The sequence below is a fragment of the Streptomyces sp. LE64 genome (assembly GCF_052606915.1).
Genome location: NZ_CP199708.1, coordinates 2,771,976 through 2,796,864 on the forward strand (window position 1 = coordinate 2,771,976; position 24,889 = coordinate 2,796,864).

A 24,889-nucleotide genomic window follows, 5' to 3' on the forward strand; every position below is an offset into this window, starting at 1 on the left:
TGGTGTCCGCGCCCCCCGCGCACCCCTGGCAGGCCGTTCCAGCACGCCCCGCAAGGGCGTGGGGGAAGACGCGGGCCGCCGTCCGTTCGGTTGCAGCGCACGGGAGGGCCGCGAGAACGGGCCCGTGGCGCCCTGGGTGTCCCTGTGAGACTTACGGTGATCCTACAAATGAATTCGGCCTTGGCCACCAGGGATTTCCTCCGGCTGGGGCGGCTTGGGCGAGTTGTGACCTCTGCCGCCCGGTGCGGCGTTTCGGCGGGTTACTCGCGGCCCTTCGGGATCAGGCTCCGGGTCGGGCGATGAGTTCGGCGAGTTGGGTGGTGTTGAGGGCGGCGCCCTTGCGGAGGTTGTCGCCGCAGACGAAGAGTTCCAGGGCGGTGGGGTCGTCGAGGTGGCGGCGGACCCGGCCGACCCAGGTGGGGTCGGTGCCCACGGCGTCGACGGGGGTGGGGAACTCGCCGGCCTCCGGGTCGTCGAAGAGGACCACCCCGGGCGCGGTGGCGAGGACCTCGCGGGCCCGGTCCACGGTGACCTCGTCCTGGAAGCGGGCGTGCACGGTCAGGGCGTGCGTGGTGACCACGGGGACGCGGACGCAGGTCGCGGTGATCCTGAGGTCGGGCAGGTCGAGGATCTTGCGGGACTCGTCCCGGACCTTCATCTCCTCCGAGGACCAGCCCCCGTCCCGGACGGTGCCGGCCCACGGGACGACGTTGAGGGCGACCGGTTCGGGGAAGGGCCCGGTGCGGTCGCCGACCGCACGGCGGACGTCGCCCGGGGCGGTGCCCAGTTCGGTGCCGGCGACCAGGGCGAGTTGCTCGCGCAGGATGTCGACGCCGGCCTGACCGGCGCCGCTGACCGCCTGGAAGGCGGAGACGACCAGTTCGCGCAGCCCGAACTCGGCGTGCAGCGCGCCGATCGCGACGATCATCGACAGGGTGGTGCAGTTGGGGGTGGCGACGATGCCGCGCGGGCGGATGCGCACGGCGTGCGCGTTGACCTCGGGGACGACCAGCGGTACGTCCGGGTCCATCCGGAAGGCCGCCGAGTTGTCGACGACGACGGCGCCCTTGGCGACGGCGATCGGCGCCCACCGGGCGGCGACCTCGTCGGGGACGTCGAACATGGCGATGTCGACCCCGTCGAGCGCCTCCTCGGTGAGCGCCAGCACCTCGACCTCCTCGCCGCGTACGACCAGCCGGCGGCCGGCCGAGCGCGGCGAGGCGATCAGACGGATCTCGCCCCAGATGTCCGCGTGCTGGGACAGGAGCTGGAGCATGACCGAGCCGACGACCCCGGTCGCTCCCACGACCGCGAGCGTCGGGCGGGCGGTCATCGCCCGGTGCCTCCGTAGACGACGGCCTCGTCGGAGTCGGAGTCGAGGCCGAAGGCCGTGTGCACGGCCTGGACGGCTTCCTTGACGTCGTCGGCGCGGGTGACCACCGAGATGCGGATCTCGGAGGTCGAGATCAGCTCGATGTTCACCCCGGCGTTGCTGAGCGCCTCGAAGAAGGCGGCCGTGACGCCCGGGTTGGTCTTCATGCCGGCGCCGACCAGGGAGATCTTGGCGACCTGGTCGTCGTAGCGCAGCGACTCGAAGCCGACCCCGTTGCGGGCGGACTCCAGGGCGTCGATCGCCTTGCGGCCCTCCGCCTTGGGGAGGGTGAAGGAGATGTCCGTGAGCCCGGTCGAGGCGGCCGAGACGTTCTGCACGATCATGTCGATGTTGATCTCGGCATCGGCGATCGCCCGGAAGATCGAGGCGGCCTCGCCCGGCTTGTCGGGGACCCCGACGACCGTGATCTTGGCCTCGGAGGTGTCGTGCGCGACACCGGAGATGATGGCCTGCTCCACCTTGCGCTCTCCCTTACCGGGGTGTGGTTCGTTGCTGACCCAGGTGCCTTGGAGTCCGGAGAAGGACGAACGGACGTGGATCGGGATGTTGTAACGGCGGGCGTACTCCACACAGCGGTGGAGCAGCACCTTCGAGCCCGAGCTGGCCAGCTCCAGCATGTCCTCGAAGGAGATCCGGTCGATCTTGCGGGCCTTCTTCACCACGCGCGGGTCGGCGGTGAAGACGCCGTCCACGTCGGTGTAGATCTCGCAGACCTCGGCGTCCAGAGCGGCGGCGAGCGCCACGGCCGTGGTGTCCGAGCCGCCGCGCCCGAGCGTGGTGATGTCCTTCTTGTCCGCGGAGACGCCCTGGAAGCCGGCGACGATGGCGATGTTGCCCTCGTCCAGCGCGGTCCGGATGCGACCGGGAGTGACATCGATGATGCGGGCTTTGTTGTGGACGGAGTCGGTGATGACGCCGGCCTGACTGCCGGTGAACGACTGGGCCTCGTGGCCCAGGTTTTTGATCGCCATCGCCAGCAGGGCCATGGAGATCCGCTCTCCCGCGGTCAGCAGCATGTCGAACTCGCGCCCGACGGGCATCGGTGACACCTGCTCGGCGAGATCGATCAGCTCGTCCGTCGTGTCGCCCATCGCGGAGACCACGACAACCACCTGGTTGCCGTTCTGCTTGGCCTCGACGATCCGCTTGGCGACGCGCTTGATGCCTTCGGCATCGGCTACGGAGGAGCCTCCGTACTTCTGCACGACAAGGCCCACTTGCGTACGCTCCTCGCTCGGTCCGGTTTGCCCACCTTGCGGCGACCGGATCGGTCAGTTGGGGGGTCAGGACAGTCTAACGATCGGGGTGGAATCGCCCCGAAGGGGTCGCATCCTGAGACGGGGTGACCACAAAGTGATCACCGCGTCACCTGCCCAGCCGACCGGCGCCGCACGCCCGAAGTGGGCGGCCTCACACCCCCGACCGCCCCCGCGCCGGGGAGGAAACCCCACAAGGGACGACGAAAGGACCGGCACCCCCCGATCAGCGGGGGCTGCGCAGGCCCAGCGGCTCCGCGATCTCCTCGGTCATCACCCGGCCCGCCTCCTCGGCGAGCACGTCGTCCCCGAGGTCCTGGTCGGTGTCCAGCCCGTCGAGTTCCTGGAGCGGCTGGTTCAGCCGCACGTGGGCCACCAGCGACTGGAGCGCCCGCAGCGCGCCGGAGGCGGTGGAGCCCCAGTTGGAGAAGTACGAGAACTGCCACCACCACAGCGCCTCGGTGGTGCGCCCGGCCCGGTAGTGGGCCATCCCGTGCCGCAGGTCCGCCATCACGTCCGCGAGGTCGTCGGAGATGCGGCAGGGCACCGGGGCCTTGCGCGGCTCGTACGGGTCGAAGACCTCCGAGTACACGTCGACCGGCTCCAGCAGCACGGCCAGCCGCTGCCGCAGCTCGTCCACGTCGGGCTCGTCGCCGAGGTCGGGCTCGTACCGCTCCTCGGGGACGATGTCCTCGTGCGCCCCGAGCCGGCCGCCGGCCAGCAGCAGTTGGGAGACCTCCAGGAGGAGGAACGGCACCGCCGAGTCCGGCTCGTCGCCCTTGGCGACCTCGGTGACCGCCACCAGGAAACTGGCGATCTGGTCGGAGACCTGGACGGCGAAGTCGTCGGGATCCTGCGTCGTGGAGTGCAGCGTCACATCAGACATCTAGGAGTCTTCTCCCCTCGAAGGCGCGGCCCAGGGTCACCTCGTCCGCATATTCCAGGTCGCCGCCCACCGGCAGGCCGCTGGCCAGCCGGGTGACCCGCAGTCCCATGGGCTTGATCATGCGCGCCAGGTAGGTGGCGGTGGCCTCGCCCTCCAGATTGGGATCGGTCGCCAGGATCAGCTCGGTGACCGACCCGTCCGCGAGCCGGGCCAGCAGTTCGCGGATGCGCAGGTCGTCGGGGCCGACGCCCTCGATCGGACTGATCGCCCCGCCCAGGACGTGGTAACGCCCGCGGAACTCCCTCGTCCGTTCGATCGCGACGACGTCCTTCGGCTCCTCCACCACGCAGATGACGGCCGGGTCCCGACGCGGGTCGCGGCAGATGCCGCACCGCTCCTCCTGCGCCACGTTGCCGCAGACCGCGCAGAAGCGGACCTTCGCCTTCACCTCCATCAGCGCCTGGGCGAGCCGGCGCACGTCCGTCGGCTCGGCCTGGAGGACGTGGAAGGCGATCCGCTGCGCGCTCTTGGGCCCGACGCCGGGCAACCTGCCCAGTTCGTCGATGAGGTCCTGGACCACGCCTTCGTACAACGAATCAGCCTTTCCAGCGGGCCCGGTCTTCGGCCGGGGCCGTGCGGTCGGTGGTGAACGGGAGGCCGGGTGCGGCCCCCGGTTCCCCGGGTGGTGCTACGGACGCCACCGTAGTTGCCCGCGGGCCGCCGCAGAAGTACGGGGACCCCTGCCGTTCCCGTTCGGGTGCGGGACCTCCTCCCGTGGGGGTGGATCAGAAGGGCAGGCCCGGGATCGAGCCGCCGCCGAGCCCCTGCGCCAGCGGGCCGAGCTTCTCCTGCTGGAGCCGCTGGGCGTTCTCGTTCGCCGCCTGGACCGCGGCCAGCACCAGGTCCGCGAGGGTCTCGGTGTCCTCCGGGTCGACGGCCTTCGGGTCGATCACCAGACCGCGCAGTTCGCCGGAGCCGTTCACCGTGGCGCGGACCAGGCCGCCGCCCGCCTGGCCCTCGACCTCCGTCGACGCCAGCTCCTCCTGCGCCCGGGCGAGGTCCTGCTGCATCTTCTGGGCCTGCTGGAGCAGCTGCTGCATGTTGGGCTGGCCACCACCGGGAATCACGATCAGCTCCTGTTGCCGGCGCCTGGCGCGCCGACGGGGACGACAGTACGGTCGGCGGGCTTGCCCGCCTGGCACGAGCCTACGTGCTCCGGGGGCCGCTCGCCCCAGCACTCTTTCGAGTGACACGGCAGCACCGGCGCCGGGCCCCCGCGCCGGGCCCCCGGGCGCGTGACCGGCGACCTGCTGCCCGCGGCCGGGCAAGGGCGCGGCGCGCCGGGGCGCACCGGGCGTCCGGAGCACCCCGACGTCCACCCGCCACGTCACGTACGGTCACAGTGTGCATACGGAACGGAGTGCATGGCCCTGAACGGCCGTCCGCACCCCGCGAACGGATGAGCGATCCGGTGTCCGGGCCGGAGCCCGGCCGGCCGCCCCTTCGCGAGGCCGCACCGCCGCACCACCGACCGACCGCGACCGACGGAACGCACGAGGGAACAAGGGGAGTGCCGGGTGACTCAGCCGGAGATGCAGCCCGAAGGGGCGTCCGAGGGGAACACCCCGGACGACCGTGACGGAGGCAGGGGCCTCCGGCCGGGCGACCTGGTGGGACGGCCGCTGCCGCTGGGCGACTGGGCCGACCCCACCGAACGCCTCGACGAGCTGTACCAGTGGGTGGAGCGCGGGGCGCTGGACATGGCCGAGTGGTACCTGGCCGACCGGGTGTGGAAGCGCCGGTGCGCCCGGGTGCTGCGGGGCGGGGCCGCCGCGCTGGCGCTGATCGGAGTGGTGCTGCCGCTCGTCCCCGGGGGCGGTCTCGCCCGCTGGGGGTACCTGGCGCTGCTGCTCGCCGTCGCCTGCCTGGGGTGCGACCGCTTCTTCGGCCTGACCTCCGGCTGGATGCGGGACGTCGCCACCGCGCAGGCGGTGCAGCGCAGGTTGCAGGTGCTCCAGTTCGACTGGGCGTCCGAGTGCGTGCGGGAGGTGCTGGGGCCGGCGGAGGGCACCGCCTCGGAGGCCGTCGAACGGTGCCTGGGGGTGCTGCGGCGGTTCTCCGACGACGTGTTGGAGCTGGTGCGGGTCGAGACCGCCGACTGGATGGTGGAGTTCCGCGGCGGCCCCGCCCCGCTGGGCCTCCAGGTGGGGTGTGCGGGGGCCGGCCCCGGCACCCGCCCGGACCTGGTGCCCCCGCGGTTCGCCCTGGCCCACCCGGCGACCGCGCCCCGACCCAACATGCCCCGGCAACGCCCGCCGGAGCCGCGCTGACGTTCCGTCCCCGGGCGGGCGCCGCCCGCGTCCGCCCGGGGCCGACCGTCAGCTGAAGATGATCATCGAGCCCTGGGCGAGGCTCCGGGTGGCGGCGGCGTGCAGGCCGAGCCAGACGTGGCGCTCGCGGGCGTAGGGGCCGCCGTCGAGCGGGATCGGGGCGGCCGGTTCCTCCAGGGTGGTGGGGCCGGCCGGCGGCAGGGGGGCCAGCGGCGGGTTGCGCGGGTCGATGCCGATGGCCGGGGCGACGTACTCCAGCTCCCGCAGCAGCCCGTGCGAGGAACCCAACGGGCCCCCTCCGGCGAGGAGTTCGTCATTGGAGAGCGGGGCGGGGAAGTCCAGCGGGACGTAGGCGCCGGCGTGGTCGTAGTGCCAGACCAGGTGCGACTGCTTGGCCGTCGCCTCGAACATCTCCAGCAACTGCTCGTAGTCCCCGCCCAGCGCGTCCACCGGGGTGACGGTCAGTCCGCAGAGCTGGAGCAGGTACGCCCGGCGCAGGAAGTGCAGGGCGTCGTAGTCGAATCCGGCCACCGGGGCGACGTCCCCGGAGAGCCCCGGCATATAGGCGTAGACGGGGACCGGCGGTAGGCCGGACTCGGCCAACGTCCGGTCGTAGAGCGCGAGTTCCTCGGCGAAGGGGTTGTCGGGGCTGTGACAGAGCACATCGACGAGCGGGACCAGCCAGAGGTCACAGGCCAAGGGTGGGCACTCCTTGCAGAAGTCCGGCGGACGGGGCGGAACCGGGGCCACCGCGCACCCCGGTCCACCGAAGGGTAATGCGCCCGCGGCGGCTTGGCGCCCGGTCGTCGGGACCGACCTCGTCAGTCGGACGGCACGGTGGCGTCCAGCCCTCGGATCAGCTCCAACGCGTGCGTGTTGTACGCGGCGAACACCGATCGGGCGGCGGCCGGATCGCGACGGGCGAGGGCGTCGACGAGTTCGGTGTGCGCGGACCACAGCCGGCCCGCGAGGCTCGGCTGACGGCGCAGCAGCGGCACCGCGCAGCTCCAGGACTGCACGCGCAGCCGGTGCAGGAAGTCGGTGAGGTACGGATTGCCGAAGATCGCCCCGAGTTCGCGCCAGAACCGCAGGTCGTAGCCGATGAGGACGTTGAGGTCGCCGGCGAGGGCGGCGCGTTGCGCCTCCTCCCCGCGCCGGCGCACGGTGTTCAGCGCCTCCTCGACGTCGGCGTTCCAGGCGGTGCCGGTGAGTCCGCTGAAGAGGGCGTCGGTGACCAGGGCGCGGGCCTCGACCATGCCGCGGAAGTCCGCGAAGGAGTAGGCGCGCACCTCGAAGCCGCGGTGCTGGACGGCGTCCAGGAGCCCCTGCGCGGAGAGGTCCACCAGGGCCTCGCGCACGGGGGTCGCGGAGACGCCGTACTGCTCGGCGATCTCCTTGACGGTGAACTCCTGCCCCGGTTGGAGGCGCCCGGCCAGCACCTCGTCCCGCAGGGCGTCCGCGATCTGCTGGCGCAGCGTGCTCCGGGTCACGGCGGGGGCCGTACCGGTCCCCCCGTGTCCTCTGCTGCCGTCTGCGCTACCGCTTCCGGACATGAAACGCGTCCCTCCCCCGCGTGACAGTGGCGAAATCGCCGCTACGGGCGGAGGAACACCCTACGCGCTCCCCGGGCCGTCGGACCCCTCCGTGACGGCCCGGGAACGGCGCCCGGGGTCACACGGTGTGCTCGTCGGCCACCGACAGGGCGGCGTCCAGGGCGGCGAGCCCCTCCGCGGCCTCCTCGGCGGTGAGGTTGCAGGGCGGGACGACGTGGGTCCGGTTCATGTTGACGAACGGCCAGAGTCCGTGGCGCTTGGCCTCGGCGGCGAAGGCGGCCATCGGGGCGTTGGCCCCGCCGGTCGCGTTGTAGGGAACGAGCGGTTCGCGGGTCTCGCGGTCCCGGACGAGTTCGAGCGCCCAGAAGGCGCCGAGGCCGCGCACCTCGCCAACGCTGGGGTGGCGGGCGGCGAGTGCGGCGAGGCCGGGGCCGAGCACCTCCCGTCCCAGGCGCTCGGCCTGCCCGACGACGTCCTCGTCCGCCATCGTCTCGATGGTGGCGACGGCGGCGGCGCAGGCCAGCGGGTGTCCGGAGTAGGTGAGGCCGCCGGGGTAAGGGCGGCGGGCGAAGGTGTCGGCGATCTCGGGGGAGATCGCCACGCCGCCGAGCGGCACGTATCCGGAGTTGACGCCCTTGGCGAAGGTCAGCAGGTCGGGCACGACCCCTTCGTGGTCGGCGGCGAACCAGGCCCCGGTGCGGCCGAAGCCGGCCATGACCTCGTCGAGGATCAGCACCACGCCGTGTTCGTCGCACAGGGCGCGGACCCCGGCGAGGTAGCCGGGCGGCGGGGGCATGATGCCGGCGGTGCCGGGGACCGTCTCCAGCACCACGGCCGCGACGGTGCCCGGGCCCTCGAAGGCGAGGGTGTCGGCGAGGTGGGCGAGCGCCCGGTCCCGTTCCTGCTCCTCGGTCTCGGCGTAGAACGGGGAGCGGTAGAGGAAGGGCGCCCAGAAGTGGACGACGCCCGCCGAGCCGCTGTCGGAGGGCCAGCGGCGGGGGTCGCCGGTGAGGTTGATGGCCGCGGCGGTGGCGCCGTGGTACGAGCGGTAGGCGGAGAGCACCTTGGGGCGGCCGGTGTGCAGCCGGGCCATCCGGACGGCGTTCTCGACGGCCTCGGCGCCGCCGTTGGTGAAGAAGACCTTGTTCAGGTCGCCGGGGGTGCGTTCGGCGATCAGCCGGGCGGCCTCGGAGCGCGCCTCGACGGCGAAGGCCGGCGCGAAGGTGGTGAGCTTGGCGGCCTGTTCCTGGATCGCGGCGACCACCCGGGGATGCTGGTAGCCGATGTTGGTGAAGACGAGCCCGCTGGTGAAGTCGAGGTAGCGGTTGCCCTCGTAGTCCCAGAAGTGGGCGCCCCGGGCGCCCGCGACGGCGAGCGGGTCGATGAGTTCCTGGGCGGACCAGGAGTGGAAGACGTGCGCGCGGTCGGCGGCCTTCACCGCGGCACCGGTCGCCGGGTCGGGCTGCGGCTGCCGGGTCGTCGGCGGCTGCGGCATCGGCGGCTGCGGTGTCGGGGCCTCGGGGGTGCCGGTCGTCTGAGGGCTCATGGTCGCCGAGCGTAGGCGGCCGCCGGGACGGGGCGGTATCGGCGGGCTGTACGGCTCTGGGGGTGCGGGGCGGACAGTTCGTCCAGGGGTGGGCGGCTTCCGGGGGCAGTTATTGACAGCACCCTGTCATGATGACAGGGTGCTGTCATGAGCCGGGCGGTAGCCGCGGGTCGGTTCGCCGGCCGGTCCGGCCGGCCCGGCATCACGCTCACCCATCGCGCCCATTGCAGTCATTGCAGTCATTGCAGTCATTGCAGTCATTGCAGTCATTGCAGTCAGGAGATCGTCATGCCCGGCTCCCCCGCCCCCGAAGCCGCTCCCGTGCACCTCGCCGTCTACGACACCTTCGCCGACTGGGAGACCGGCCACACCACCGCCTTCCTCGCCCGCGGCGGCTACCGGGTCCGCACCGTCGGCCCGACCCTGACCCCGGTGACCAGCATCGGCGGACTGCGGGTCGCCCCCGACCTCACCCTCGACGAACTCGCCCCCGAGGACGCCTCGCTGCTGATCCTGGTGGGCGCCGACCGGTGGGACACCGGGGACGACCTCGCGCCCTTCGCCGAGAAGGCCCGTGCCTTCCTCGACGCCGGCGTCCCGGTCGCCGCGATCTGCGGGGCCACCGCGGGCCTCGCGCGCGCCGGGCTGTTGGACGACCGCGCCCACACCAGCGCGGCGGCCCCCTACCTCGCGGCCACCGGCTACCGGGGCGCGGCGCGGTACGTGGAGACGGACGCGGTCACCGACCGCGGCCTGGTCACCGCAGGCCCCACCGAGCCGGTCGCCTTCGCCCGGGAGGTACTGGGGCTGCTCGGGGTCTTCGAGGGCGAACTGCTGGACGCCTGGTACCGGCTGTTCCACGACTCGGACCCGGCCGCGTACGAGGTGCTGGCCGCGGCGGACGGCGATGAGTGAGGCCGGCGCGAGTGAGCACGGCGCCGACGAGGGGCGCGCCCGGCAGGACCTGTTGAGCGCCACCGCGCTCGGGGTGTTCCGGTTGAACGGCCAGTTCCTCGCCGTCTCGGAGGCGCTGGCCGCCCCGGCCGGGTTGTCCGCGACCCGCTGGCAGGTGCTGGGTGCCGTGTTGCGGGAACCGCTACCGGTCGCCGGCATCGCCAGGGCGATGGGGATCACCCGGCAGAGCGTCCAGCGCACCGCGGACGCCCTGGTCGCCGGGGGCCTCGCCGCCTACGACCCCAACCCGGCGCACCGGCGGGCCAAGTTGCTGCGGCCCACCGCGGCGGGCCGGGCCGCGGTCGAACGGATCGGCCCGGCCCACGCCCGCCTCGCGCAGCGGCTCGCCGAGGAACTCGGCCAGCCGGAGTTCGCCGCTGCCGCGCGGGCCCTGGAGCTGCTGTCGGCGGCGCTGGAGCGGATCGACCGGGACCCGGACCGGGAGCTGGACGGGCTCGGGGACGGCTGACGGGTCGGGGCGGCGGGCGGCGGGCGGCGGATCAGCCGAGCTTGCCCAGTCCGCGCTGGAGGTCCTCGGCGTTCATCACGGGCAGCACCTCGACCTCGGCGTCCATCTCCACGAAGAACGGCTCCCCGGCCGGCACCAGGTCGGAGCTGTCGGCCAGGTCCATCACCAGCAAGCAGGTCCGCTTGCCGCCCAGCGGCAGGAAGTAGGCGGCCTCGGGCTTCAGGTGATCCATCGTCTGCTGGATCATGTGTGGCATCTTGCCGCTGCGCAGCAGCTCGTTGCCCTTCTCGGTGTCCAGGGTGGCCCGGAGCATGACACGCATGACACTCACCTCGACTGTGGCGGTCCCCCCGTTCCCCTTTTCTCCCAGAATATTCCTCATGGGGCGGGTCGGCTCGTGATCGATGAACGATCGGGTCCGCCCCGTCGTCCGGGCCCGACCTCGGACGGCGGGGCGCCCTCGTCCCTGGCCCCGTCGCGCGCCCTCAGCGCCGGCCGAGCAGCGCGGCGACCCCGACGAACCCGTCGGCGTCGTGGCCCCGCCCGATGGCCCGGCGGGCCAGGCCCTCCGCCGCGCGCATCACGCCCGCGTCGATGCCGTGCGCCTCGGAGGTGTGGATGACGTGCGCCATGGACGAGGCCGCCGAGGTGAGCGGGTTGCCCTCGCCGGAGGTCGTCCCGTTGTCCATGTCCGGTGCGAGTTCCTCGAAGAACGGCGGGAGGATGTCGCCGATGCCCTTGGCGAACGGCGCCAGTTCCCGCGCCGTGATCCCTTCCGCCCGCGCCACCGCCACGGCGTGGGCGTACCCCGCCATGGCCGTCCAGAAGACGTCGAGCAGCGCGACGTCGAACGCCGCCGCCCGGCCGATCGGCTCGCCGAGGTGGGTGTGGGTGCCGCCCAACACCTCCAGGACGGGCCGGTGCTCCTGGTAGAGGTCCCGGGGGCCGCTGTGGATGAACACCGCGGCGGGGGTGCCGATGGTCGTCGTCGGCGTCATGATCGCGCCGTCCAGGTAGCGGATGCCGTGACCGCTCGCCCAGCCGGCGGTGTCCCGGGCCCGGTCCGGGGTGTCCGCGGTCAGGTTGACCAGCGTGCGCCCCCGGAGCGCCTCGGCGACCTCCCGGCGTCGCAGGATGCCGTCGGCCGCGTCGTAGTCCAGCACGCAGACCACGGTGAGGTCGCTCGCGGCGACCGCCTCCTCCGCCGACCGGGCGCCGAACGCGCCCTTCGCGACCAACTCCCGCTCCCGGCCCGGCGTCCGGTTCCAGACCGTGGTGCGCAGACCGGCGTTCAGGAACGCCTCCGCCAGGGCCCGCCCCATCGGCCCGAGGCCGAGAACGGTGACGGTGACGGTGACGGTGGCGTCAGACTGTTCGGTGTACGGGGACATGACGCAACTCCGTGGGAATCTCGTGGAAATGGATTGATGGAACGGGGTGAAGATGACGCGCAAGCGCGCCCAGGACCCGAACGTCTGCGGGGTGACCGCCGCGATCGCCGTGATCGACGGCAAGTGGAAGACGAGCCTGCTCTGGCTGCTGGAGCCCGGCCCCTGCCGCCCGGGCGAGCTGCGCCGGCGGCTGCCGGGGCTCAGCGAGAAGGTGCTGACCCAGGCGCTCCGCGACATGGAGGCCGACGGACTGGTGCACCGCGAGGTGCACGACGTCCTGCCGTTGAAGACGCTCTACTCCCTGACCGCCTTCGGCCGGGACCTCTCCGAGGCCCTGGCCCCCCTCTCCGACTGGGGCCACCGTCGCCTGGAGCAACTCACCGACACCCGGCCGGACACCCCCTGACGCATCGCCCCTTCCCCGGATCCTGGTGGTGGTGGAACCGCTTCCACCACCACCAGGATCGGCCCGTCGCCCGGCACCGCCAAGTACCCACAAAAAAGTGGCTACCGCGGACGGTGGTGAACCAACCGCCCCACCGGTCCGCCCCACCGGTCCGCTCCGTCGTTCCGTCGAAGGACCGCTCGTGTCCGTCGCCGGGGCGGGCGGTGTCGGAGGCGGGAACTACGGTGCCGCCATGACACCTGAACCCGCCGGTCCCCCGAACTCCCTGGCCACCACGGTCCCTCCGGCTCCTCCCGAGGCCCGACGGTCGTCGGAGGGTGACTGGAGCCGGCAACTCTCCGACGCCTTCGCCGTGTTGCTGGGCCGCCCCCTGGAGGAGTACGACCCCGACGCGGTGTACGCCGCCTCGGTCAACGGCAACCTGATGTACGAGACCGGGTTCGCACGGGACCCCGCCTGGGTGCGTCCCGCCGCCCTGCGCGGCGGCCAGCCGGTGGTGTGGGACTGTCCCCTGTTCGACGAGTCCGACCGGTTCCCGACCTTCGACGCCGGCGGGTCGGTCTTCGACTTCTCGACGTCCGGGGAGGGAACGACGGCGCTGCCCCGTGACTTCGCCGACGCCGTCGACACCGTGTGCTTCGGCCGGGGCCTCGTCCGCGGCGCCGACCTCGCCCCGTTGACGGAACGGTACGGCGTCGACCTCGCCGATCCCGCCCTCGCCGGCGCCTGGACGGTGTTCTTCCCCCGGTTGGTCTCGGACGGCACGCTCCTCGACGCCCTGCGGGCGGCCCTCGACACCGGGCACGCACCCGAGCAACTCCTCCCCTTCGAGGTGGAACCCGACGAGGAGTGGCAGGAGGAGCTGGCCGCCATCGACCACCCCCGACTCCGCGCCCACCTCGGGTACTTCTGCACCGACGGCGAGGAAGGGTTGATGCCCCTCCTCGACGACGCCACGACGGGCGGCCTCCAGGACGAGGGGTGCCGGCCGGTGGTCGGCTGGGAGGACGGGCACGGTCAGATCGACATCAGGGTCGTGCGGCTGAGCGACCGGGTCGCCGGGCCGCCCCGCGTTCCCCGCACGCCGTCGCGCCACTGAACCCGATGACCCGCCCCCCGTCCCGTCGAGCGGGCTCCTCCGTCCGATGCGCACGGCCGCGCCGGGCCGACCGCGCTTCACCCGTGGACGGGACCGTGCGGCGGTGCCGCGACCGGGACGCCCCGGGGCCCGGGCCGGGGCGCCACCGGAAGGCGCCGACCGTCGAGCCGCTGGCAGCCGACCTGGACACCCAGCGCCACCAGGAGCAGGGCCGCCGCGACGGGTGCGCCGAAGGACAACACGAAGCCTGCCTTCACCCTCGTCTTCGTACTCCCCGGTCCCCCGGGTTTATGCCACAACGCGCATAGTCATCCTCCGATGTGGACGCCCGTGACGGCATGCCCCTACGGTCGGGGGCGTCAAACTCCAGCCCGCACCGGTCACGAGGGAGTTCCATCATGGCTCGCGCAGAACTGATTCGGCTCACCGGCAACGGAACCGGTACGTGCGGAGGAGAGGACTGCCCGAACGTCTACCGGACGCCGACCGGTTCGTTCCTGGTCCAAGGCAACGTGTCCCACGCGTTCGACGCTCCCCGGGGTGAAGGGCTCGTGGAGATCCCGGAGGAGACGTTGAGGGAGGCTGTCCGTGGTCCGAGCGGGAGACGACATCCGCATCCTGGACGTGACCGACCGACCGAATCCCCTGGAGGGAGTCCAGGACTTCTGGATGTTCGACCGGTCGGAGGTGGTCCTCACGAACTACGAGGCGGACGGCACACAGATCAACCGCACGGTCTTCGAGGGTGACGTCTCCGCCTTCGTCGAGTACCAACGCATCGCCGTCGCGGAGTCGGTGCCCTTCGAGGAGTACGTCGACGGTGGCCATCCAGCCTGAACGGCTCGACCAGTCCCGGATGGAACTGGCTGCCATGCTCCAACGCCTTCGCAAGCAAGCCGGGCTCTCAGGAGCCCGGCTAGCCGCACGTTGCAACATGTCGCAGTCCAAGATCAGCCGTATCGAGGGCAACAAGATCCGCCCGTCCCTCGTGGATGTCGAGCAGATCCTGAAGGCTCTGGGAGCGCCTCCGACCGTCACGGCCGAGGCCACGGCACTGGCTCGCATCTCTCAGACCGAATGGCAGGGTCGGAGAACCCTCCATCGCAAGGGGCTGGAAAAGAAGCAGTGGGAACTGGCAGGGATCGAAGCATCCACAACGGACTTCCGGTACTTCCTCCTCTCCATGACCACCGGACTGTTGGCAATCCCGGAATACATCACGGCGAGCATCTCCGACACGCCACCCGCACAGCAGGCCCAGGCCGTTGCCATGAAACTCGAACGGCAGGCCGTGTTACTCGATCACGCCAAGAACTTCACGTTCATCCTCACCGAACAGGCGGTCAAGTACCCACTCCTCCCCCCTCCTTCCATGGCCATGCAGATTGACCGTTTGACCCTCCTTTCCCATCAGGTGAACATCGAGATCGGGCTGCTGCCGCTGGGCGTGAATTTCGGTAGCACTCCACTCAGCACGTTCACGGTGTACGACGACCGATTGGCGACCATTGAGACAGACCTGGGCGCAGCCGTGTTCAGGGACCCCAGGGACGTCCGCTCACTCCTCGATCGTTTCGACGGGTACCAGTCGCGAGCCGTCTTCGGCGACGAGGCCAGGGGGCTGCTGACCCAGTGGGCACGGGCATTCCGGCGGTGATCTTTATTCCGGAACGCGCACGATTTCACCAGGCCCGTCATTTTTGGGGAAGATGGCATTTCAACGGGCCGACTGATTTTGAAGGCCAGTGGGATGACCGAAGTCTGTCCAGGATTCCCGACCGGTCGACCAGGCCCGTACCCGTGCCGTGCGCTACTCCACACAGCAGGAGGTCTTGCACCATGAGCACAGCGGTTCAGACGAGGACCCGTGATCCTCGCACCATCCTCAACGCCTTGGAGGAGCGTGTTCCCCACCTCGTGACGGACACGGGCGTGGCCGATCTGTGGGAGCGCGAGGTTCGCCTCCTCCTCCGCGACAGCGTGTCCGTACGCAGCCTCGCGGAGCGCGTCCTGGGGCAGGGCATCGCATACGTCGTCACCGCGATGGAGAAGCCCGGCACCGACATGGGTGTCGGGTACACCGTGGACATCGGAGTCCACCAACTGATCCTCGACACCCCTCTGTACTTCGCCCTGTGCGACGCGCACAACGGCGGCCGGTACAAGCACCACGCCCCGCTGATCGAGCGACGCCGTGACGGCGTGGTCGCGCGCACGGCCGAACTCATCCGCGCGGCCGGGTTCGCGGTCGACGACGAGCTGTGGGAAGTCGACGCGTCGGACTGCTCGCCGTGCGACGACAAGGTCCCCGACAGCCACTGAACCGGCCCGGTTCTCCTTGCCCCTGCCCCTCCTTCCGGAGGGCAGGGGCAACCTGCACACCCCGACCAGACACGAAGGACACTCCGTTGCCCGCACGGCACGACCTCGACAGCGAACGCGAACTCTGGAACACCTATGCCGAGAGCACCCGGAAGGACGTGTTCGAATCGGACCCCGGCTTCCGCTGGACGCAGTACGCGGGGCACGGGCCGGGGCCGGAGCTGCTCGGCTCACCGGAGTCCGTCCTCGAAGTCGGCTGCGGGACCGGGCGCGCCCTGGCATACCTCGCCCAGCAGGGCGTCAAGGCGACCGGCGTCGACATGTCACCCGTCATGGTGGCGAACACCACGGAGCGATGGGGGCCCTTGGGGGTCCGGTTCGTCTGTGCGGACGTCCTCTCTCACCTCGCCGAGAGCACGGAGACCTACGACGCCGTGTACTCGATGTTCGGCGCGGTCTGGTTCACCGACCCGGCCAGGCTGCTCCCCCTGGTCGCCGACCGACTGAATCCGGGCGGCGTGCTCGTCTTCTCCCACCCCCCGGCCATTCCCGGCGCGTACGGGCCGCAGGGGATGTACAAGGGGGGATTCGCGGGCAAGGCGATGTACACGTACCGCTACAGCTACACGCCCCGGAAGTGGAAGGGGCTTCTCCTCAAGGCCGGGTTCCGGGAAGCGGAGGTGTACGAGCTGGCGGCCCCGACACGGGGCCACATCGGGACCCTGATCGGTCGCGCGGTGGTGGACTGAACGACGAGCTGCACCGGGGTGCGGGTCGGGCGCGGCAGCGCCCGTGAAAACCCGGCGACCTCGGCCGCTCCTTCCCGGAACACTGGTCGCCCATGGACGAGGTACAGGTCGTGGTGGCCCATTCCGAGCGGGTGACCCTTCGCGTGGGGGACGTGTTCCTGAAGGTGGACGCCGATCAGGCCCGCGTCGACGCCGAGGTCGAGGCGATGTCCCTCGCGCCGGTGCCGACCCCGGAGGTCCTGTGGCGCGAACCGCCCGTGCTCGCGATCGCCGCACTCCCGGGAACGACGCTCGGGCGCCTCGGCGGGCCGTCGACCGGAGCGTCGACGGCGTGGGCCGCGGCGGGCGCCGTCATCAGGACGCTGCACGAGGCGCCGCCCCCGCCGTGGCCGGGCCGAGCCGGCCGCGACGTCCTGGCGCTGGCGACGGAACTCGACGACGAGTGCGCGGCGCTCGTGGCGAACGGCGTGCTGCCCGCCGACCTGGTCACCCGCAACCGCCGGGTCGCCGAGGCCGCGCTACGGCCGTGGACTCCGGCCTTCACCCACGGCGACCTCCAGATCGCCCACGTCTTCCTCGACGGCGACGAGGTCACGGGCGTCATCGACTGGTCCGAGGCGGGCCGGGGCGACGCCCTGTACGACCTCGCCACCTTCACGCTCGGACACGAGGAGCACCTCGACGACGTCATCGCCGGCTACGGCACCGAGGTCGACCTCGACGTGATCCACGCGTGGTGGTCCCTACGGAGCCTGCTGGCCGTCCGCTGGCTGGTCGAGCACGGCTTCGATCCCTTCGCACCGGGCTGCGAGGTCGACGTGTTGAAGTCCCGTATGTGAGGCGGTGCCTGAGCCCACGTCAGCTCTTCCCAGGTCGGCGACGACTCCTGAGGTGCTGCCCTGGGGGCCACCGGGCACCGCGCCCCCGTCCGGCGCTCGATCGGACGGGAGCGGTCCGCGTGCTTCCGGGCTACGCGCGGTCGTGCTGGAGGCCGGCCACGAACGCGGACCAGCCCGGAACGGACACGGACACGGCCGGCCCCGAATCGGCGCACTTGCTGTCGCGGAACTGGACGGTGCCGCAGAGACCGCGAACCTCCACGCAGTTGTGCGTGTTCCCGTTGCTGTACGACGACTTCGTCCAGTCCTGTCCTATGGTGCTCATGTCTCTTGATAGCTCCTCGCTGCCTCAGCAAGGACGCGACTACTCGCGTCCTCGTCAAGTGCCTTGGACCAGATACTTGCAAAGGCAGCACCGTACTGTTCAACTTCGGCGCCCTTGTCAAGGTAGTACCCGCTGGTCAGCGTATCGCCGTAGACCGTGGTGGGCTCTCCTCCAACTCCGGGAGGAAAGCCCATCATCACGAATGGTCCCGCCAGGACTCCGGGGTGAACGCCCACCGACAACGGGACCACCCGGATCGATGCCCGTCGGACACCTGCCACGTAGACCAGATGCCCGATCTGCGCCGCCATCACCGCAGGACTGCCGACGGGCCGAAGCAGCGCGGCTTCGTCCAGGGCGACCCGAACCCTGGGTGCCCCATCCGTCCGGGTCAGGATCCTCTGCCGTGCCATTCTGATGTCGACGCGGGTCTCCACCTCTTCGTCAGTCAGGTTGGGGTAGTGGCAGCGCGCGATGGCACGGACGTAATCAGGCGTCTGGAGCAGTCCCGGCACCAGACCGCTTTCGTACGTGTCGATCTGCCAGGCGGCTTCCTCCAGGCTGGCGTACACGTCGAAGCCGGGGACGCCGTAACTGTGCCACCAGGCGCGCGCCTTCGACTCCTGGGCCAGCTCCATCAAGCCTGCCGCCGCCTCGTCAGCGCCGTACACGCTGCACATGTTCTGTACGTCCATGGACCGGAGCGGAGCTTTGCCCCCTTCGATCCGCCAGATCTTCGACTCTGACCATTCCAGGCGATCGGCGGCCTCCCGCTTCGTCATCCCCGCCGCTTGACGGAGCTGACGGAGGTTCCGGCCGAGTTGTCGCCGCGCGACGGTTGTCTCTCCCCTGCCCATTCGGCCCTCCCAAAAAGTCGTGCACGGTACATGACCCGTCACGCACCGTGCGCTGACGAAGGACTGTTCGCACCTCTTTTGGTGCCAATCCCACGGTGCACTGTTGCACGGTACGCCGCTTCCCCGGCAACGTTGAAGCCACACAACACCCGCCAAAAGGCGCGTAGTTGACAGACGTCACCCACACGAGGAATCTCATGCAACAGCCAAACCTTCAGCCCCATGAACCCCAGTCACCCCAACCGCAAGAGCCGTCCGAACCGTCCAACCCGCCGCGTCCGTCGTTGGCCGAGATTCGGTCGGGCGACCGTGGCGCCCCGCCTCCGCCCGGTGGGGACTGGGCGGCGGATCTGGCCGTCGAGTTGTTGTCCGCTGCGGCGAAGCAGGCACGGATCGAGTTGCCGGGGTTGTCGGTGTTGGAGGACGGGGCGCGGCCTCCGCTCGTGTATCTGGGGTGGTGCAACGGTCGGGCGGCGGAGATCATCGCGGAGGCGTTGACGATCCGGCACCTGGCGAACGTGCGGGCGGACCGGGGATGAGCGGTCGGAGCCGAGCGCGCCGTGGTGGTCGGCGGCGGTACCGGGTGACGGCGGACGGGGCCCTGTGGGGCGGCATCATCGCCTTGATGACCTGGGGGTCGCTGATGGTGGTCGCCGTCTTCGTCGCCACGGAAGGCATGTGAACCCCGCCCCACCCGACGCCGACACCCACGCCGACGAACCCGCCCCCGTCGGCACGCTCGTCTACGACCCCACCAAGGGCACCACCGGACGCGTCATCGACCGCTACCACCGCCACCACCACCCCGTGGCGCTCCTCCAACGCCCCGGCGGACGCCCCTGGGAAGCGCGCCCCGAAGCCCTCCGCCCCGCCACCACCCACCAACGGCACTGCTTCGCCGCCCTGGACCGCCGACACGTGTCGGCGAACCGATCGGCAGGCGGCCCGCGAGCCTGAGGGAAGCACCCAGAAGACGGGACGTGCCCCGTGCCCGGTCGCAGGACCGGGCACGGGGCACCGGGGCGCACTCCGTGGAACGGGGCAGGACTACAGGAAGGAGTTGATCTCGATCGTCTGGTCCCGACCCGGGCCGACGCCGATCGCGGAGATCGGGGCGCCGGACATCTCCTCCAGCGCCTTCACGTACGCCTGCGCGTTCTTGGGCAGCTCGGCGAAGGTCTTGGCGCCGGTGATGTCCTCCGTCCAGCCCGGCAGGTTCTCGTAGATCGGCTTCGCGTGGTGGAAGTCGGTCTGCGAGTAGGGCAGCTCCTCGACGCGCTTGCCGTCGATCTCGTAGGCGACGCAGACCGGGATCTGCTCCCAGCCGGTGAGCACGTCGAGCTTGGTGAGGAAGAAGTCGGTGAGGCCGTTGACCCGGGTCGCGTAGCGGGCGATCGGGGCGTCGAACCAGCCGCAGCGGCGGTCCCGGCCGGTGGTGACGCCGCGCTCGCCGCCGATGCGGCGCAGGGCCTCGCCGTCCTCGTCGAACAGCTCGGTCGGGAACGGGCCGGCGCCGACGCGGGTGGTGTACGCCTTCAGGATGCCGATGACGCGGCTGATCCGGGTCGGGCCGACGCCGGCGCCGGTGCAGGCACCGCCGGCGGTCGGGTTCGACGAGGTCACGAAGGGGTACGTGCCGTGGTCGATGTCCAGCAGGGTGCCCTGGCCGCCCTCGAACAGGACGACCTTGTCCTCGTCCAGCGCCTGGTTCAGGACCAGGGTGGTGTCGGCGACGTAGCGTTCGATCTGCCGTGCGTAGCCGAGCAGCTCCTCGACGACCTGCTCGACGGCGATGGCCCGGCGGTTGTACAGCTTGGCCAGCACCTGGTTCTTGAAGGCGAGGGACGCCTCGACCTTCTGGGTCAGGATCGACTCGTCGTAGAGGTCCTGGACCCGGATGCCCACGCGGTTGATCTTGTCCGCGTAGGTGGGGCCGATGCCACGACCGGTGGTGCCGATCTTCCGCTTGCCGAGGAAACGTTCCGTGACCTTGTCGACGGTGACGCTGTACGGCGTGATGATGTGGGCGTTGCCGCTGATCAGCAGCTTGGACGTGTCGACGCCGCGGTCGTTCAGGCCGCTCAGCTCGGAGAGCAGGACCGAGGGGTCCACGACGACGCCGTTGCCGATCACGGGAACGCAGTCCGGCGAGAGGATTCCCGAGGGGAGCAGGTGGAGCGCGTACTTCTGGTCGCCCACGACGACCGTGTGGCCGGCGTTGTTGCCGCCCTGGTAGCGCACCACGTAGTCGACCGAGCCACCGAGCAGGTCGGTGGCCTTCCCCTTGCCCTCATCACCCCACTGAGCACCGAGCAGCACAAGTGCGGGCACAGGCGTACACCCCTTCCGGGCGGGGCATGTCCAGGGTCAGGGGCGTGCGGGTCGCACACCCCGGCGACCCTCGTTGGCCGCACCCGTCGGACCGGTGCCCCGGTATAGACGAAGCCCCTGGCGCAATAGCGCAAGGGGCTCTTGCACAAAGATGCTACCCGAGGAAGCGAGGAAGGACCGAGGTGTCGGTTTCCGACCAGTTGCTGCTCCTCGTCGATCCGGTCGCCCGGCGGCACGACGGGGAATCGGTGCGCATCGCGAAAGACGTGCTCAGCGGGGGTGCGGGGGTCAAGGTGTGCCTGCCGGAACACCCCGGGGAGTTCGCCCGCTCGCTGGCCCGGAGGGGCTCCCGGCGGCCGGTGGTGGTCGGCGACGACCACGCACTGTTGCGGACGGTGACCCTGTTGCACCGGGAGCGGGAGCTGGAGTCGACGGCGTTGTCCCTGGTCCCGGTGGGGGGCGAGGTGTCCTTGGCGAGGTCGCTGGGGGTGCCCGCCGGGACGGTGGGGGCGGCCCGGGCGGTCCTGGAGGGCACGGCCCGGCGGTTGGACCTGCTGGTCGACGATGCCGACGGGGTGGTGCTGAGGGCGCTGCGGGTTCCCCACGGCGACGGGCCCGGGCCGGTCGTGACCGGAGGCGGCGCCGGGTGGTTGCGGTCGTCCTGGGCGCGGGTGCGGGGCGCGGTGGTACCGGTGCCCGCCGGGGCGGTGCGGGTGCGGGTGGAGGTGGACGGCGAGGTGCTGGTGGAGCCGGCGACGCCGGTGGCGGCGGTGGACGTGGGGCCGGGCGGGGACGGGGAGTGCGAGGTGGTGGTGCGGTGGGCCGGCGCCGGGGCGCGGGCGGTGCGGGCCCGGGGGCGCACGGTGGCCGTGTCGGGGGCGGGGGCGTCCGGGGAGGGCTTCCGGTACCGGGCGGACGCGGTGGCCGGCGGCCCGGTGCGGCGGCGGACCTGGACCTGCCGTCCGAAGGGGTGGACGCTGACGCTGCCCGCGGGGGTGTGAGGAGCCGTGGGGGCGTGAGGGGCGCTTCCGGTCCCGGTCAGGGCTGCTGCCGGGACCTGCGGTAGACCTCCCAGCGGGCCATCAGGTCGCCGAGTTCGCGGTCGACGAACTCGAAGAACATCAGGGTCTCCACCAGCCTCTCGCCGGCCGGGGAGTCGGCGCCGAGGCTGGCGACGCCCTCGCGCAGCGACTCGGTCCACCGCTTGAGCACCGCCTCGCGGTTGGTGAGGGCCTCGTACCACTGCCAGCCGTGCACCACGTAGCGCTCGCGCCGGGTGCCGGGCTCGCGCTGCCGGGTCACCATGTGCTGCTGGGAGAGGTACTTCACGGCGCCGGAGACCCCGGCGGGGCTCACCTTGAGCCGCTCGGAGAGTTCGGCGGAGGTCATGGAGCCGCTGTCGGAGGAGAGGATCGAGGCGAACACCCGGGCCGCCATGGGGGGCATCCCGGCGCCGACGAGTTGGGCGGCGAAGTGTTCGACGAACCGGGCGACCCTGTCGTCGTCCCGCGCGGCGCCCTGCCCGGGGTCCCGCGCGGGCTCGGCGGACACCGGGTCGTTCTCCGTCATGCCTCGACCATCCCCTCGTGCGACGTGCCTGGGCAGAGGCTATACGGTTCCTTAACTTCACAATTTTCTGAAACTAGCGTACCTTCCGAATATGACGAAGGCCATCACCGTATCCGGTCTGTGCAAGTCCTTCGGTCGCACCCGGGCCCTGGACGGACTCGACCTCGCCGTCGAGAAGGGCGAGGTGCACGGCTTCCTCGGGCCGAACGGGTCCGGGAAGTCCACCACCATCCGCGTCCTGCTCGGCCTGCTGCGGGCCGACTCCGGCGCCGCCCAACTCCTCGGTGGCGACCCCTGGCACGACGCCGTCGACCTGCACCGTCGGCTCGCCTACGTCCCCGGGGACGTCACCCTGTGGCGCAACCTCAGCGGCGGCGAGGTCATCGACCTGTTCGGGCGGCTGCGCGGCGGCCTCGACCGCGACCGCCGAGACCGGCTGCTGCAACGCTTCGAACTCGACCCCACCAAGAAGGGCCGCGCCTACTCCAAGGGCAACCGGCAGAAGGTGGCCCTCGTCGCCGCCTTCGCCTCCGACGCGGACCTGCTGGTCCTCGACGAACCCACCTCCGGCCTCGACCCGCTGATGGAGGAGGTCTTCCAGGACTGCGTGCGCGAGGAGCGCGACCGCGGACGCACCGTACTGCTCTCCTCCCACCTGCTCAGCGAGGTGGAGAGCCTCTGCGACCGGGTCAGCATCATCCGCCGGGGGCGCACCGTGGAGAGCGGTTCCCTCGCCGACCTGCGCCACCTGACCCGCACCAGCGTCAGCGCCGACCTCGCCACCGACCCCGGCCCGCTGACCGAGCTGCCCGGGGTGCACGACCTCCAGGTGCAGGGCCGACGCGTCCGCCTCCAGGTCGACACCGACCGGCTCGACGGCGTGCTGCGCGCCCTCACCCGGTACGGCGTCCGCTCGCTCACCTCGACCCCGCCCACCCTGGAGGAACTCTTCCTCCGCCACTACCAGCAGGACGAGCCGGACGGGGCGAGCACGGCGGTGGCCCGATGAGCGCCACCGCCGCCCCCGGCGCCCGCCGGCCCGGCCCGCTCACCGGCGCCGGCACCCTGCTGCGCCACGCCCTGCGCCGGGACCGGATCGTGCTGCCGGTGTGGGTGCTCGTCATCGCGGTCATGGTCGTCAGCGGCCCCGGCTCCCTCGGCGCGCTCTACGGCACCGCCGCCGAACGGGCCTCCTTCGCCGAATCGGTGACCGCCAACGGCTCGCTGCGAGCCATGTACGGGCCGGCCTTCGGCGATTCGGTGGGCGCCCTGACCGCCATGCGGCTGGGGGTGTTCGCCGCCCTGTTCGCCGGGATCATGAGCCTGATGCTCGTCGTCCGGCACACCCGGGACGAGGAGGAGAGCGGACGCCAGGAGCTCGTCTCCGCCCTGGTCGTCGGCCGCCGCGCCCCACTGACCGCCGCCCTGTCGACCGCCGCCGTCGCCAACGGGGCGCTGACCCTTCTCGTCGTCGCCGGACTGTGGGGAGAAGGACCGGCCGGGGCGCTCGCCCTCGGGCTGGCCATCGGCGGCTCCGGCATGGTCTTCGCGACCGTGGCCGCCGTCGCCGCGCAACTCACCGAGAGCGGCCGACTCGCCCGGGGCCTGGCCGTGGGGGTGCTCGGCGCGGCCTTCGTGCTGCGCGCCGCCGGCGACGCCGGAACCGCGGACGGGTCCTCCGTCCTCACCTGGCTCTCCCCGCTCGGCTGGGCCGAGAACCTGCGGTCCTTCGGCGGGGAACGCTGGTGGGTCCTGCTGCTCCTGCTCGCCGCCGTCCTCGTCCAGACCGGGGCGGCGTACGCGCTCGCCGAGCGCCGTGACATCGGCATGAGCTTCCTCCCCGGCCGGCCCGGACCGGCCGCCGGCCGGCTCGGCGGGACCGGCGCCCTCGCCTGGCGCCTCCACCGCGGCAACCTGCTCGGCTGGGGTGCCGGGTTCCTGCTCAGCGGGGTGGCCCTCGGCGGCGTCGTGTCCAGCGCCGACGACCTCGTCGGCACCAACGAACGGACCCGGGACCTCATCGAGCGGATGGGCGGCACCACCGCCATCGGCGAGGCGTTCCTCGGCACCATGGCCGGACTCCTCGGCCTGATCGCCGGGGTGTACGTGGCCGCCGCGGTGCTGCGCCTGCACGGCGAGGAGGTCAGCGGCCGGGTCGAACCGCTGCTGGCCGCACCGGTCGGACGGGTCCGCTGGGCCGCCGGCCACCTGGCCGTCGCCTTCGGCGGCGGGGCGCTGCTCCTGCTGCTGGGCGGACTGGGCCTCGCCCTCGGCCACGGGCGGGACCCCGGTCAGGCCCTGGCCGCCGCCCTCGTCCAACTGCCCGCGGTATGGGTGATCGGCGGCCTCGCCACCCTGCTGACCTGCGCCTCCCCCCGGCTGGCCGTGCTGTCCTGGGCCGTCGCCGGCGGGGCGGTCCTCCTCGGATGGATCGGCCCCGCGCTGAAGGTGCCCCGGGCCGTACTGAACCTGTCCCCCTACGAGCACTTGGCCAAGTTGCCCGGCGAGGAGCTGCGCTGGACCCCGGTGCTCCTGCTGACCCTGCTGGCCCTCGCCCTGGTGGCGGCCGGCCTGACCGCCCTGCGCCGCCGGGACCTCGTCCCCTCCTGAACCG

General features: G+C 71.7%; 29 protein-coding genes and 2 pseudogenes. 16 read left to right on the forward strand and 15 right to left on the reverse strand.

Annotated features, from left to right (window positions below):
• Nucleotides 1–280: 280 nt before the first annotated feature.
• From ACSMX9_RS12450 to ACSMX9_RS12470, 5 genes are all read right to left on the reverse strand, one after another.
• On the reverse strand, nt 281–1,333 hold the full coding sequence (locus ACSMX9_RS12450) for an aspartate-semialdehyde dehydrogenase (RefSeq protein ID WP_445402385.1): 1,053 nt from the start codon (nt 1,331–1,333) through the stop codon (nt 281–283).
• A complete protein-coding gene (locus ACSMX9_RS12455) occupies nt 1,330–2,610 on the reverse strand; it encodes an aspartate kinase (protein WP_351238020.1) in 1,281 nt (426 codons plus the stop codon). The genes ACSMX9_RS12450 and ACSMX9_RS12455 overlap by 4 nt, the downstream gene beginning before the upstream one ends.
• Nucleotides 2,611–2,875: 265 nt before the next feature.
• Entirely contained in the window at nt 2,876–3,535 is a 660-nt protein-coding gene (locus ACSMX9_RS12460; protein WP_445402387.1) for a DUF5063 domain-containing protein, read from the reverse strand.
• Nucleotides 3,528–4,127 carry a recombination mediator RecR gene (gene recR / locus ACSMX9_RS12465; protein ID WP_351238016.1) on the reverse strand — a complete coding sequence of 200 codons (600 nt, stop codon included), beginning with the start codon at nt 4,125–4,127 and terminating at the stop codon, nt 3,528–3,530. Before recR ends, ACSMX9_RS12460 begins: the two co-directional genes overlap by 8 nt.
• Before the next feature lie 193 nt (nt 4,128–4,320).
• Entirely contained in the window at nt 4,321–4,662 is a 342-nt protein-coding gene (locus ACSMX9_RS12470; RefSeq protein ID WP_351238014.1) for a YbaB/EbfC family nucleoid-associated protein, read from the reverse strand.
• Nucleotides 4,663–5,112: 450 nt separating this feature from the next.
• Here ACSMX9_RS12470 and ACSMX9_RS12475 point away from each other — a divergent pair, with 450 nt between their 5' ends.
• Nucleotides 5,113–5,865: an SLATT domain-containing protein gene (locus ACSMX9_RS12475; RefSeq protein ID WP_351238012.1), complete on the forward strand. Its 753-nt coding sequence runs from the start codon at nt 5,113–5,115 to the stop codon at nt 5,863–5,865.
• A gap of 48 nt (nt 5,866–5,913) precedes the next feature.
• Here ACSMX9_RS12475 and ACSMX9_RS12480 read toward each other — a convergent pair whose 3' ends face one another.
• From ACSMX9_RS12480 to ACSMX9_RS12490, 3 genes are all read right to left on the reverse strand, one after another.
• Nucleotides 5,914–6,564: a hypothetical protein gene (locus ACSMX9_RS12480; RefSeq protein ID WP_351238010.1), complete on the reverse strand. Its 651-nt coding sequence runs from the start codon at nt 6,562–6,564 to the stop codon at nt 5,914–5,916.
• A 122-nt stretch (nt 6,565–6,686) separates the two neighbouring features.
• Nucleotides 6,687–7,418, reverse strand: a complete 732-nt coding sequence (locus ACSMX9_RS12485; protein WP_445402389.1) for a GntR family transcriptional regulator — start codon at nt 7,416–7,418, stop codon at nt 6,687–6,689.
• Nucleotides 7,419–7,536: 118 nt separating this feature from the next.
• Nucleotides 7,537–8,913: an aspartate aminotransferase family protein gene (locus tag ACSMX9_RS12490; RefSeq protein WP_445402973.1), complete on the reverse strand. Its 1,377-nt coding sequence runs from the start codon at nt 8,911–8,913 to the stop codon at nt 7,537–7,539.
• A 339-nt stretch (nt 8,914–9,252) separates the two neighbouring features.
• On the opposite strand from ACSMX9_RS12490, the gene ACSMX9_RS12495 reads away from it, so the two are divergent.
• Complete coding sequence (locus tag ACSMX9_RS12495) at nt 9,253–9,879, forward strand: DJ-1/PfpI family protein (RefSeq protein WP_445402391.1); 627 nt, start codon at nt 9,253–9,255, stop codon at nt 9,877–9,879.
• The gene (locus ACSMX9_RS12500; RefSeq protein WP_445402393.1) at nt 9,872–10,387 is read left to right on the forward strand and encodes a MarR family winged helix-turn-helix transcriptional regulator; all 516 of its coding nucleotides are present in this window, start codon (nt 9,872–9,874) and stop codon (nt 10,385–10,387) included. Before ACSMX9_RS12495 ends, ACSMX9_RS12500 begins: the two co-directional genes overlap by 8 nt.
• Nucleotides 10,388–10,418: 31 nt before the next feature.
• Here the strand turns inward: ACSMX9_RS12500 and ACSMX9_RS12505 are convergent, their stop codons facing one another.
• Together ACSMX9_RS12505 and ACSMX9_RS12510 are read right to left on the reverse strand one after the other, a co-directional pair.
• Entirely contained in the window at nt 10,419–10,709 is a 291-nt protein-coding gene (locus ACSMX9_RS12505; protein ID WP_351238001.1) for a hypothetical protein, read from the reverse strand.
• A gap of 163 nt (nt 10,710–10,872) precedes the next feature.
• A complete protein-coding gene (locus ACSMX9_RS12510) occupies nt 10,873–11,778 on the reverse strand; it encodes an NAD(P)-dependent oxidoreductase (RefSeq protein WP_445402395.1) in 906 nt (301 codons plus the stop codon).
• A 52-nt stretch (nt 11,779–11,830) separates the two neighbouring features.
• Here ACSMX9_RS12510 and ACSMX9_RS12515 point away from each other — a divergent pair, with 52 nt between their 5' ends.
• Nucleotides 11,831–12,184, forward strand: a complete 354-nt coding sequence (locus ACSMX9_RS12515) for a winged helix-turn-helix transcriptional regulator (protein WP_445402397.1) — start codon at nt 11,831–11,833, stop codon at nt 12,182–12,184.
• Between the two features lie 232 nt (nt 12,185–12,416).
• Nucleotides 12,417–13,283: a hypothetical protein gene (locus tag ACSMX9_RS12520; RefSeq protein WP_445402399.1), complete on the forward strand. Its 867-nt coding sequence runs from the start codon at nt 12,417–12,419 to the stop codon at nt 13,281–13,283.
• 77 nt (nt 13,284–13,360) lie between these two features.
• Here ACSMX9_RS12520 and ACSMX9_RS12525 read toward each other — a convergent pair whose 3' ends face one another.
• Nucleotides 13,361–13,540: a hypothetical protein gene (locus ACSMX9_RS12525; protein WP_445402401.1), complete on the reverse strand. Its 180-nt coding sequence runs from the start codon at nt 13,538–13,540 to the stop codon at nt 13,361–13,363.
• A 141-nt stretch (nt 13,541–13,681) separates the two neighbouring features.
• Here ACSMX9_RS12525 and ACSMX9_RS12530 point away from each other — a divergent pair.
• From ACSMX9_RS12530 to ACSMX9_RS12555, 6 genes and pseudogenes are all read left to right on the forward strand, one after another.
• Nucleotides 13,682–13,873: pseudogene (locus ACSMX9_RS12530) on the forward strand (hypothetical protein); the annotation flags it as partial.
• Nucleotides 13,874–13,880: 7 nt separating this feature from the next.
• Nucleotides 13,881–14,120, forward strand: a pseudogene (locus tag ACSMX9_RS12535) (DUF6879 family protein); the annotation flags it as partial.
• The gene (locus ACSMX9_RS12540; protein WP_445402403.1) at nt 14,104–14,940 is read left to right on the forward strand and encodes a Scr1 family TA system antitoxin-like transcriptional regulator; all 837 of its coding nucleotides are present in this window, start codon (nt 14,104–14,106) and stop codon (nt 14,938–14,940) included. The pseudogene ACSMX9_RS12535 and the gene ACSMX9_RS12540, both read left to right, overlap by 17 nt.
• Before the next feature lie 182 nt (nt 14,941–15,122).
• Nucleotides 15,123–15,605 carry a hypothetical protein gene (locus tag ACSMX9_RS12545; RefSeq protein WP_445402405.1) on the forward strand — a complete coding sequence of 161 codons (483 nt, stop codon included), beginning with the start codon at nt 15,123–15,125 and terminating at the stop codon, nt 15,603–15,605.
• 86 nt (nt 15,606–15,691) lie between these two features.
• Nucleotides 15,692–16,354: a class I SAM-dependent methyltransferase gene (locus ACSMX9_RS12550; protein WP_445402407.1), complete on the forward strand. Its 663-nt coding sequence runs from the start codon at nt 15,692–15,694 to the stop codon at nt 16,352–16,354.
• Between the two features lie 92 nt (nt 16,355–16,446).
• Nucleotides 16,447–17,193, forward strand: a complete 747-nt coding sequence (locus tag ACSMX9_RS12555) for a phosphotransferase family protein (RefSeq protein WP_445402409.1) — start codon at nt 16,447–16,449, stop codon at nt 17,191–17,193.
• A gap of 130 nt (nt 17,194–17,323) precedes the next feature.
• Here ACSMX9_RS12555 and ACSMX9_RS12560 read toward each other — a convergent pair whose 3' ends face one another.
• Both ACSMX9_RS12560 and ACSMX9_RS12565 read right to left on the reverse strand, forming a co-directional pair.
• Nucleotides 17,324–17,518, reverse strand: coding sequence for a DUF397 domain-containing protein (locus ACSMX9_RS12560; protein WP_351237991.1), 195 nt, complete (start codon nt 17,516–17,518; stop codon nt 17,324–17,326).
• Nucleotides 17,515–18,375 (reverse strand): helix-turn-helix domain-containing protein, encoded by an 861-nt coding sequence (locus tag ACSMX9_RS12565; RefSeq protein ID WP_351237990.1) that lies wholly within the window; start codon nt 18,373–18,375, stop codon nt 17,515–17,517. The genes ACSMX9_RS12560 and ACSMX9_RS12565 overlap by 4 nt, the downstream gene beginning before the upstream one ends.
• 284 nt (nt 18,376–18,659) lie before the next feature.
• On the opposite strand from ACSMX9_RS12565, the gene ACSMX9_RS12570 reads away from it, so the two are divergent.
• Both ACSMX9_RS12570 and ACSMX9_RS12575 read left to right on the forward strand, forming a co-directional pair.
• Nucleotides 18,660–18,914 carry a hypothetical protein gene (locus tag ACSMX9_RS12570; protein WP_351237989.1) on the forward strand — a complete coding sequence of 85 codons (255 nt, stop codon included), beginning with the start codon at nt 18,660–18,662 and terminating at the stop codon, nt 18,912–18,914.
• A gap of 139 nt (nt 18,915–19,053) precedes the next feature.
• Entirely contained in the window at nt 19,054–19,332 is a 279-nt protein-coding gene (locus tag ACSMX9_RS12575; RefSeq protein WP_445402411.1) for a hypothetical protein, read from the forward strand.
• A 90-nt stretch (nt 19,333–19,422) separates the two neighbouring features.
• On the opposite strand, the gene ACSMX9_RS12580 is transcribed toward ACSMX9_RS12575, so the two are convergent.
• Nucleotides 19,423–20,706 carry an adenylosuccinate synthase gene (locus tag ACSMX9_RS12580; RefSeq protein ID WP_366113402.1) on the reverse strand — a complete coding sequence of 428 codons (1,284 nt, stop codon included), beginning with the start codon at nt 20,704–20,706 and terminating at the stop codon, nt 19,423–19,425.
• A gap of 182 nt (nt 20,707–20,888) precedes the next feature.
• Between ACSMX9_RS12580 and ACSMX9_RS12585 the strand changes: the two genes are divergently transcribed.
• Nucleotides 20,889–21,707, forward strand: a complete 819-nt coding sequence (locus ACSMX9_RS12585) for a diacylglycerol kinase (RefSeq protein WP_445402413.1) — start codon at nt 20,889–20,891, stop codon at nt 21,705–21,707.
• Nucleotides 21,708–21,744: 37 nt separating this feature from the next.
• Here ACSMX9_RS12585 and ACSMX9_RS12590 read toward each other — a convergent pair whose 3' ends face one another.
• Nucleotides 21,745–22,275, reverse strand: coding sequence for a GbsR/MarR family transcriptional regulator (locus ACSMX9_RS12590; RefSeq protein ID WP_445402415.1), 531 nt, complete (start codon nt 22,273–22,275; stop codon nt 21,745–21,747).
• A 91-nt stretch (nt 22,276–22,366) separates the two neighbouring features.
• Between ACSMX9_RS12590 and ACSMX9_RS12595 the strand changes: the two genes are divergently transcribed.
• On the forward strand, nt 22,367–23,284 hold the full coding sequence (locus tag ACSMX9_RS12595) for an ABC transporter ATP-binding protein (RefSeq protein WP_445402418.1): 918 nt from the start codon (nt 22,367–22,369) through the stop codon (nt 23,282–23,284).
• Complete coding sequence (locus tag ACSMX9_RS12600) at nt 23,281–24,885, forward strand: ABC transporter permease (RefSeq protein ID WP_445402420.1); 1,605 nt, start codon at nt 23,281–23,283, stop codon at nt 24,883–24,885. The genes ACSMX9_RS12595 and ACSMX9_RS12600 overlap by 4 nt, the downstream gene beginning before the upstream one ends.
• Nucleotides 24,886–24,889: the final 4 nt, after the last annotated feature.

What these genes read in the sequence shown, in the direction of transcription:
- ACSMX9_RS12565 (WP_351237990.1), bottom strand. Translation starts at nt 18,375, where the DNA reads ATGGGCAGGGGAGAGACAACCGTCGCGCGGCGACAACTCGGCCGGAAC.
- ACSMX9_RS12515 (WP_445402397.1), top strand. Translation starts at nt 11,831, where the DNA reads ATGACGCGCAAGCGCGCCCAGGACCCGAACGTCTGCGGGGTGACCGCC.
- ACSMX9_RS12460 (WP_445402387.1), bottom strand. Translation starts at nt 3,535, where the DNA reads ATGTCTGATGTGACGCTGCACTCCACGACGCAGGATCCCGACGACTTC.
- ACSMX9_RS12590 (WP_445402415.1), bottom strand. Translation starts at nt 22,275, where the DNA reads ATGACGGAGAACGACCCGGTGTCCGCCGAGCCCGCGCGGGACCCCGGG.
- ACSMX9_RS12505 (WP_351238001.1), bottom strand. Translation starts at nt 10,709, where the DNA reads ATGCGTGTCATGCTCCGGGCCACCCTGGACACCGAGAAGGGCAACGAG.
- ACSMX9_RS12600 (WP_445402420.1), top strand. Translation starts at nt 23,281, where the DNA reads ATGAGCGCCACCGCCGCCCCCGGCGCCCGCCGGCCCGGCCCGCTCACC.
- ACSMX9_RS12495 (WP_445402391.1), top strand. Translation starts at nt 9,253, where the DNA reads ATGCCCGGCTCCCCCGCCCCCGAAGCCGCTCCCGTGCACCTCGCCGTC.
- ACSMX9_RS12595 (WP_445402418.1), top strand. Translation starts at nt 22,367, where the DNA reads ATGACGAAGGCCATCACCGTATCCGGTCTGTGCAAGTCCTTCGGTCGC.
- ACSMX9_RS12520 (WP_445402399.1), top strand. Translation starts at nt 12,417, where the DNA reads ATGACACCTGAACCCGCCGGTCCCCCGAACTCCCTGGCCACCACGGTC.
- ACSMX9_RS12490 (WP_445402973.1), bottom strand. Translation starts at nt 8,913, where the DNA reads ATGCCGCAGCCGCCGACGACCCGGCAGCCGCAGCCCGACCCGGCGACC.
- ACSMX9_RS12510 (WP_445402395.1), bottom strand. Translation starts at nt 11,778, where the DNA reads ATGTCCCCGTACACCGAACAGTCTGACGCCACCGTCACCGTCACCGTC.
- ACSMX9_RS12500 (WP_445402393.1), top strand. Translation starts at nt 9,872, where the DNA reads ATGAGTGAGGCCGGCGCGAGTGAGCACGGCGCCGACGAGGGGCGCGCC.
- ACSMX9_RS12555 (WP_445402409.1), top strand. Translation starts at nt 16,447, where the DNA reads ATGGACGAGGTACAGGTCGTGGTGGCCCATTCCGAGCGGGTGACCCTT.
- ACSMX9_RS12450 (WP_445402385.1), bottom strand. Translation starts at nt 1,333, where the DNA reads ATGACCGCCCGCCCGACGCTCGCGGTCGTGGGAGCGACCGGGGTCGTC.
- ACSMX9_RS12485 (WP_445402389.1), bottom strand. Translation starts at nt 7,418, where the DNA reads ATGTCCGGAAGCGGTAGCGCAGACGGCAGCAGAGGACACGGGGGGACC.
- ACSMX9_RS12545 (WP_445402405.1), top strand. Translation starts at nt 15,123, where the DNA reads ATGAGCACAGCGGTTCAGACGAGGACCCGTGATCCTCGCACCATCCTC.
- ACSMX9_RS12560 (WP_351237991.1), bottom strand. Translation starts at nt 17,518, where the DNA reads ATGAGCACCATAGGACAGGACTGGACGAAGTCGTCGTACAGCAACGGG.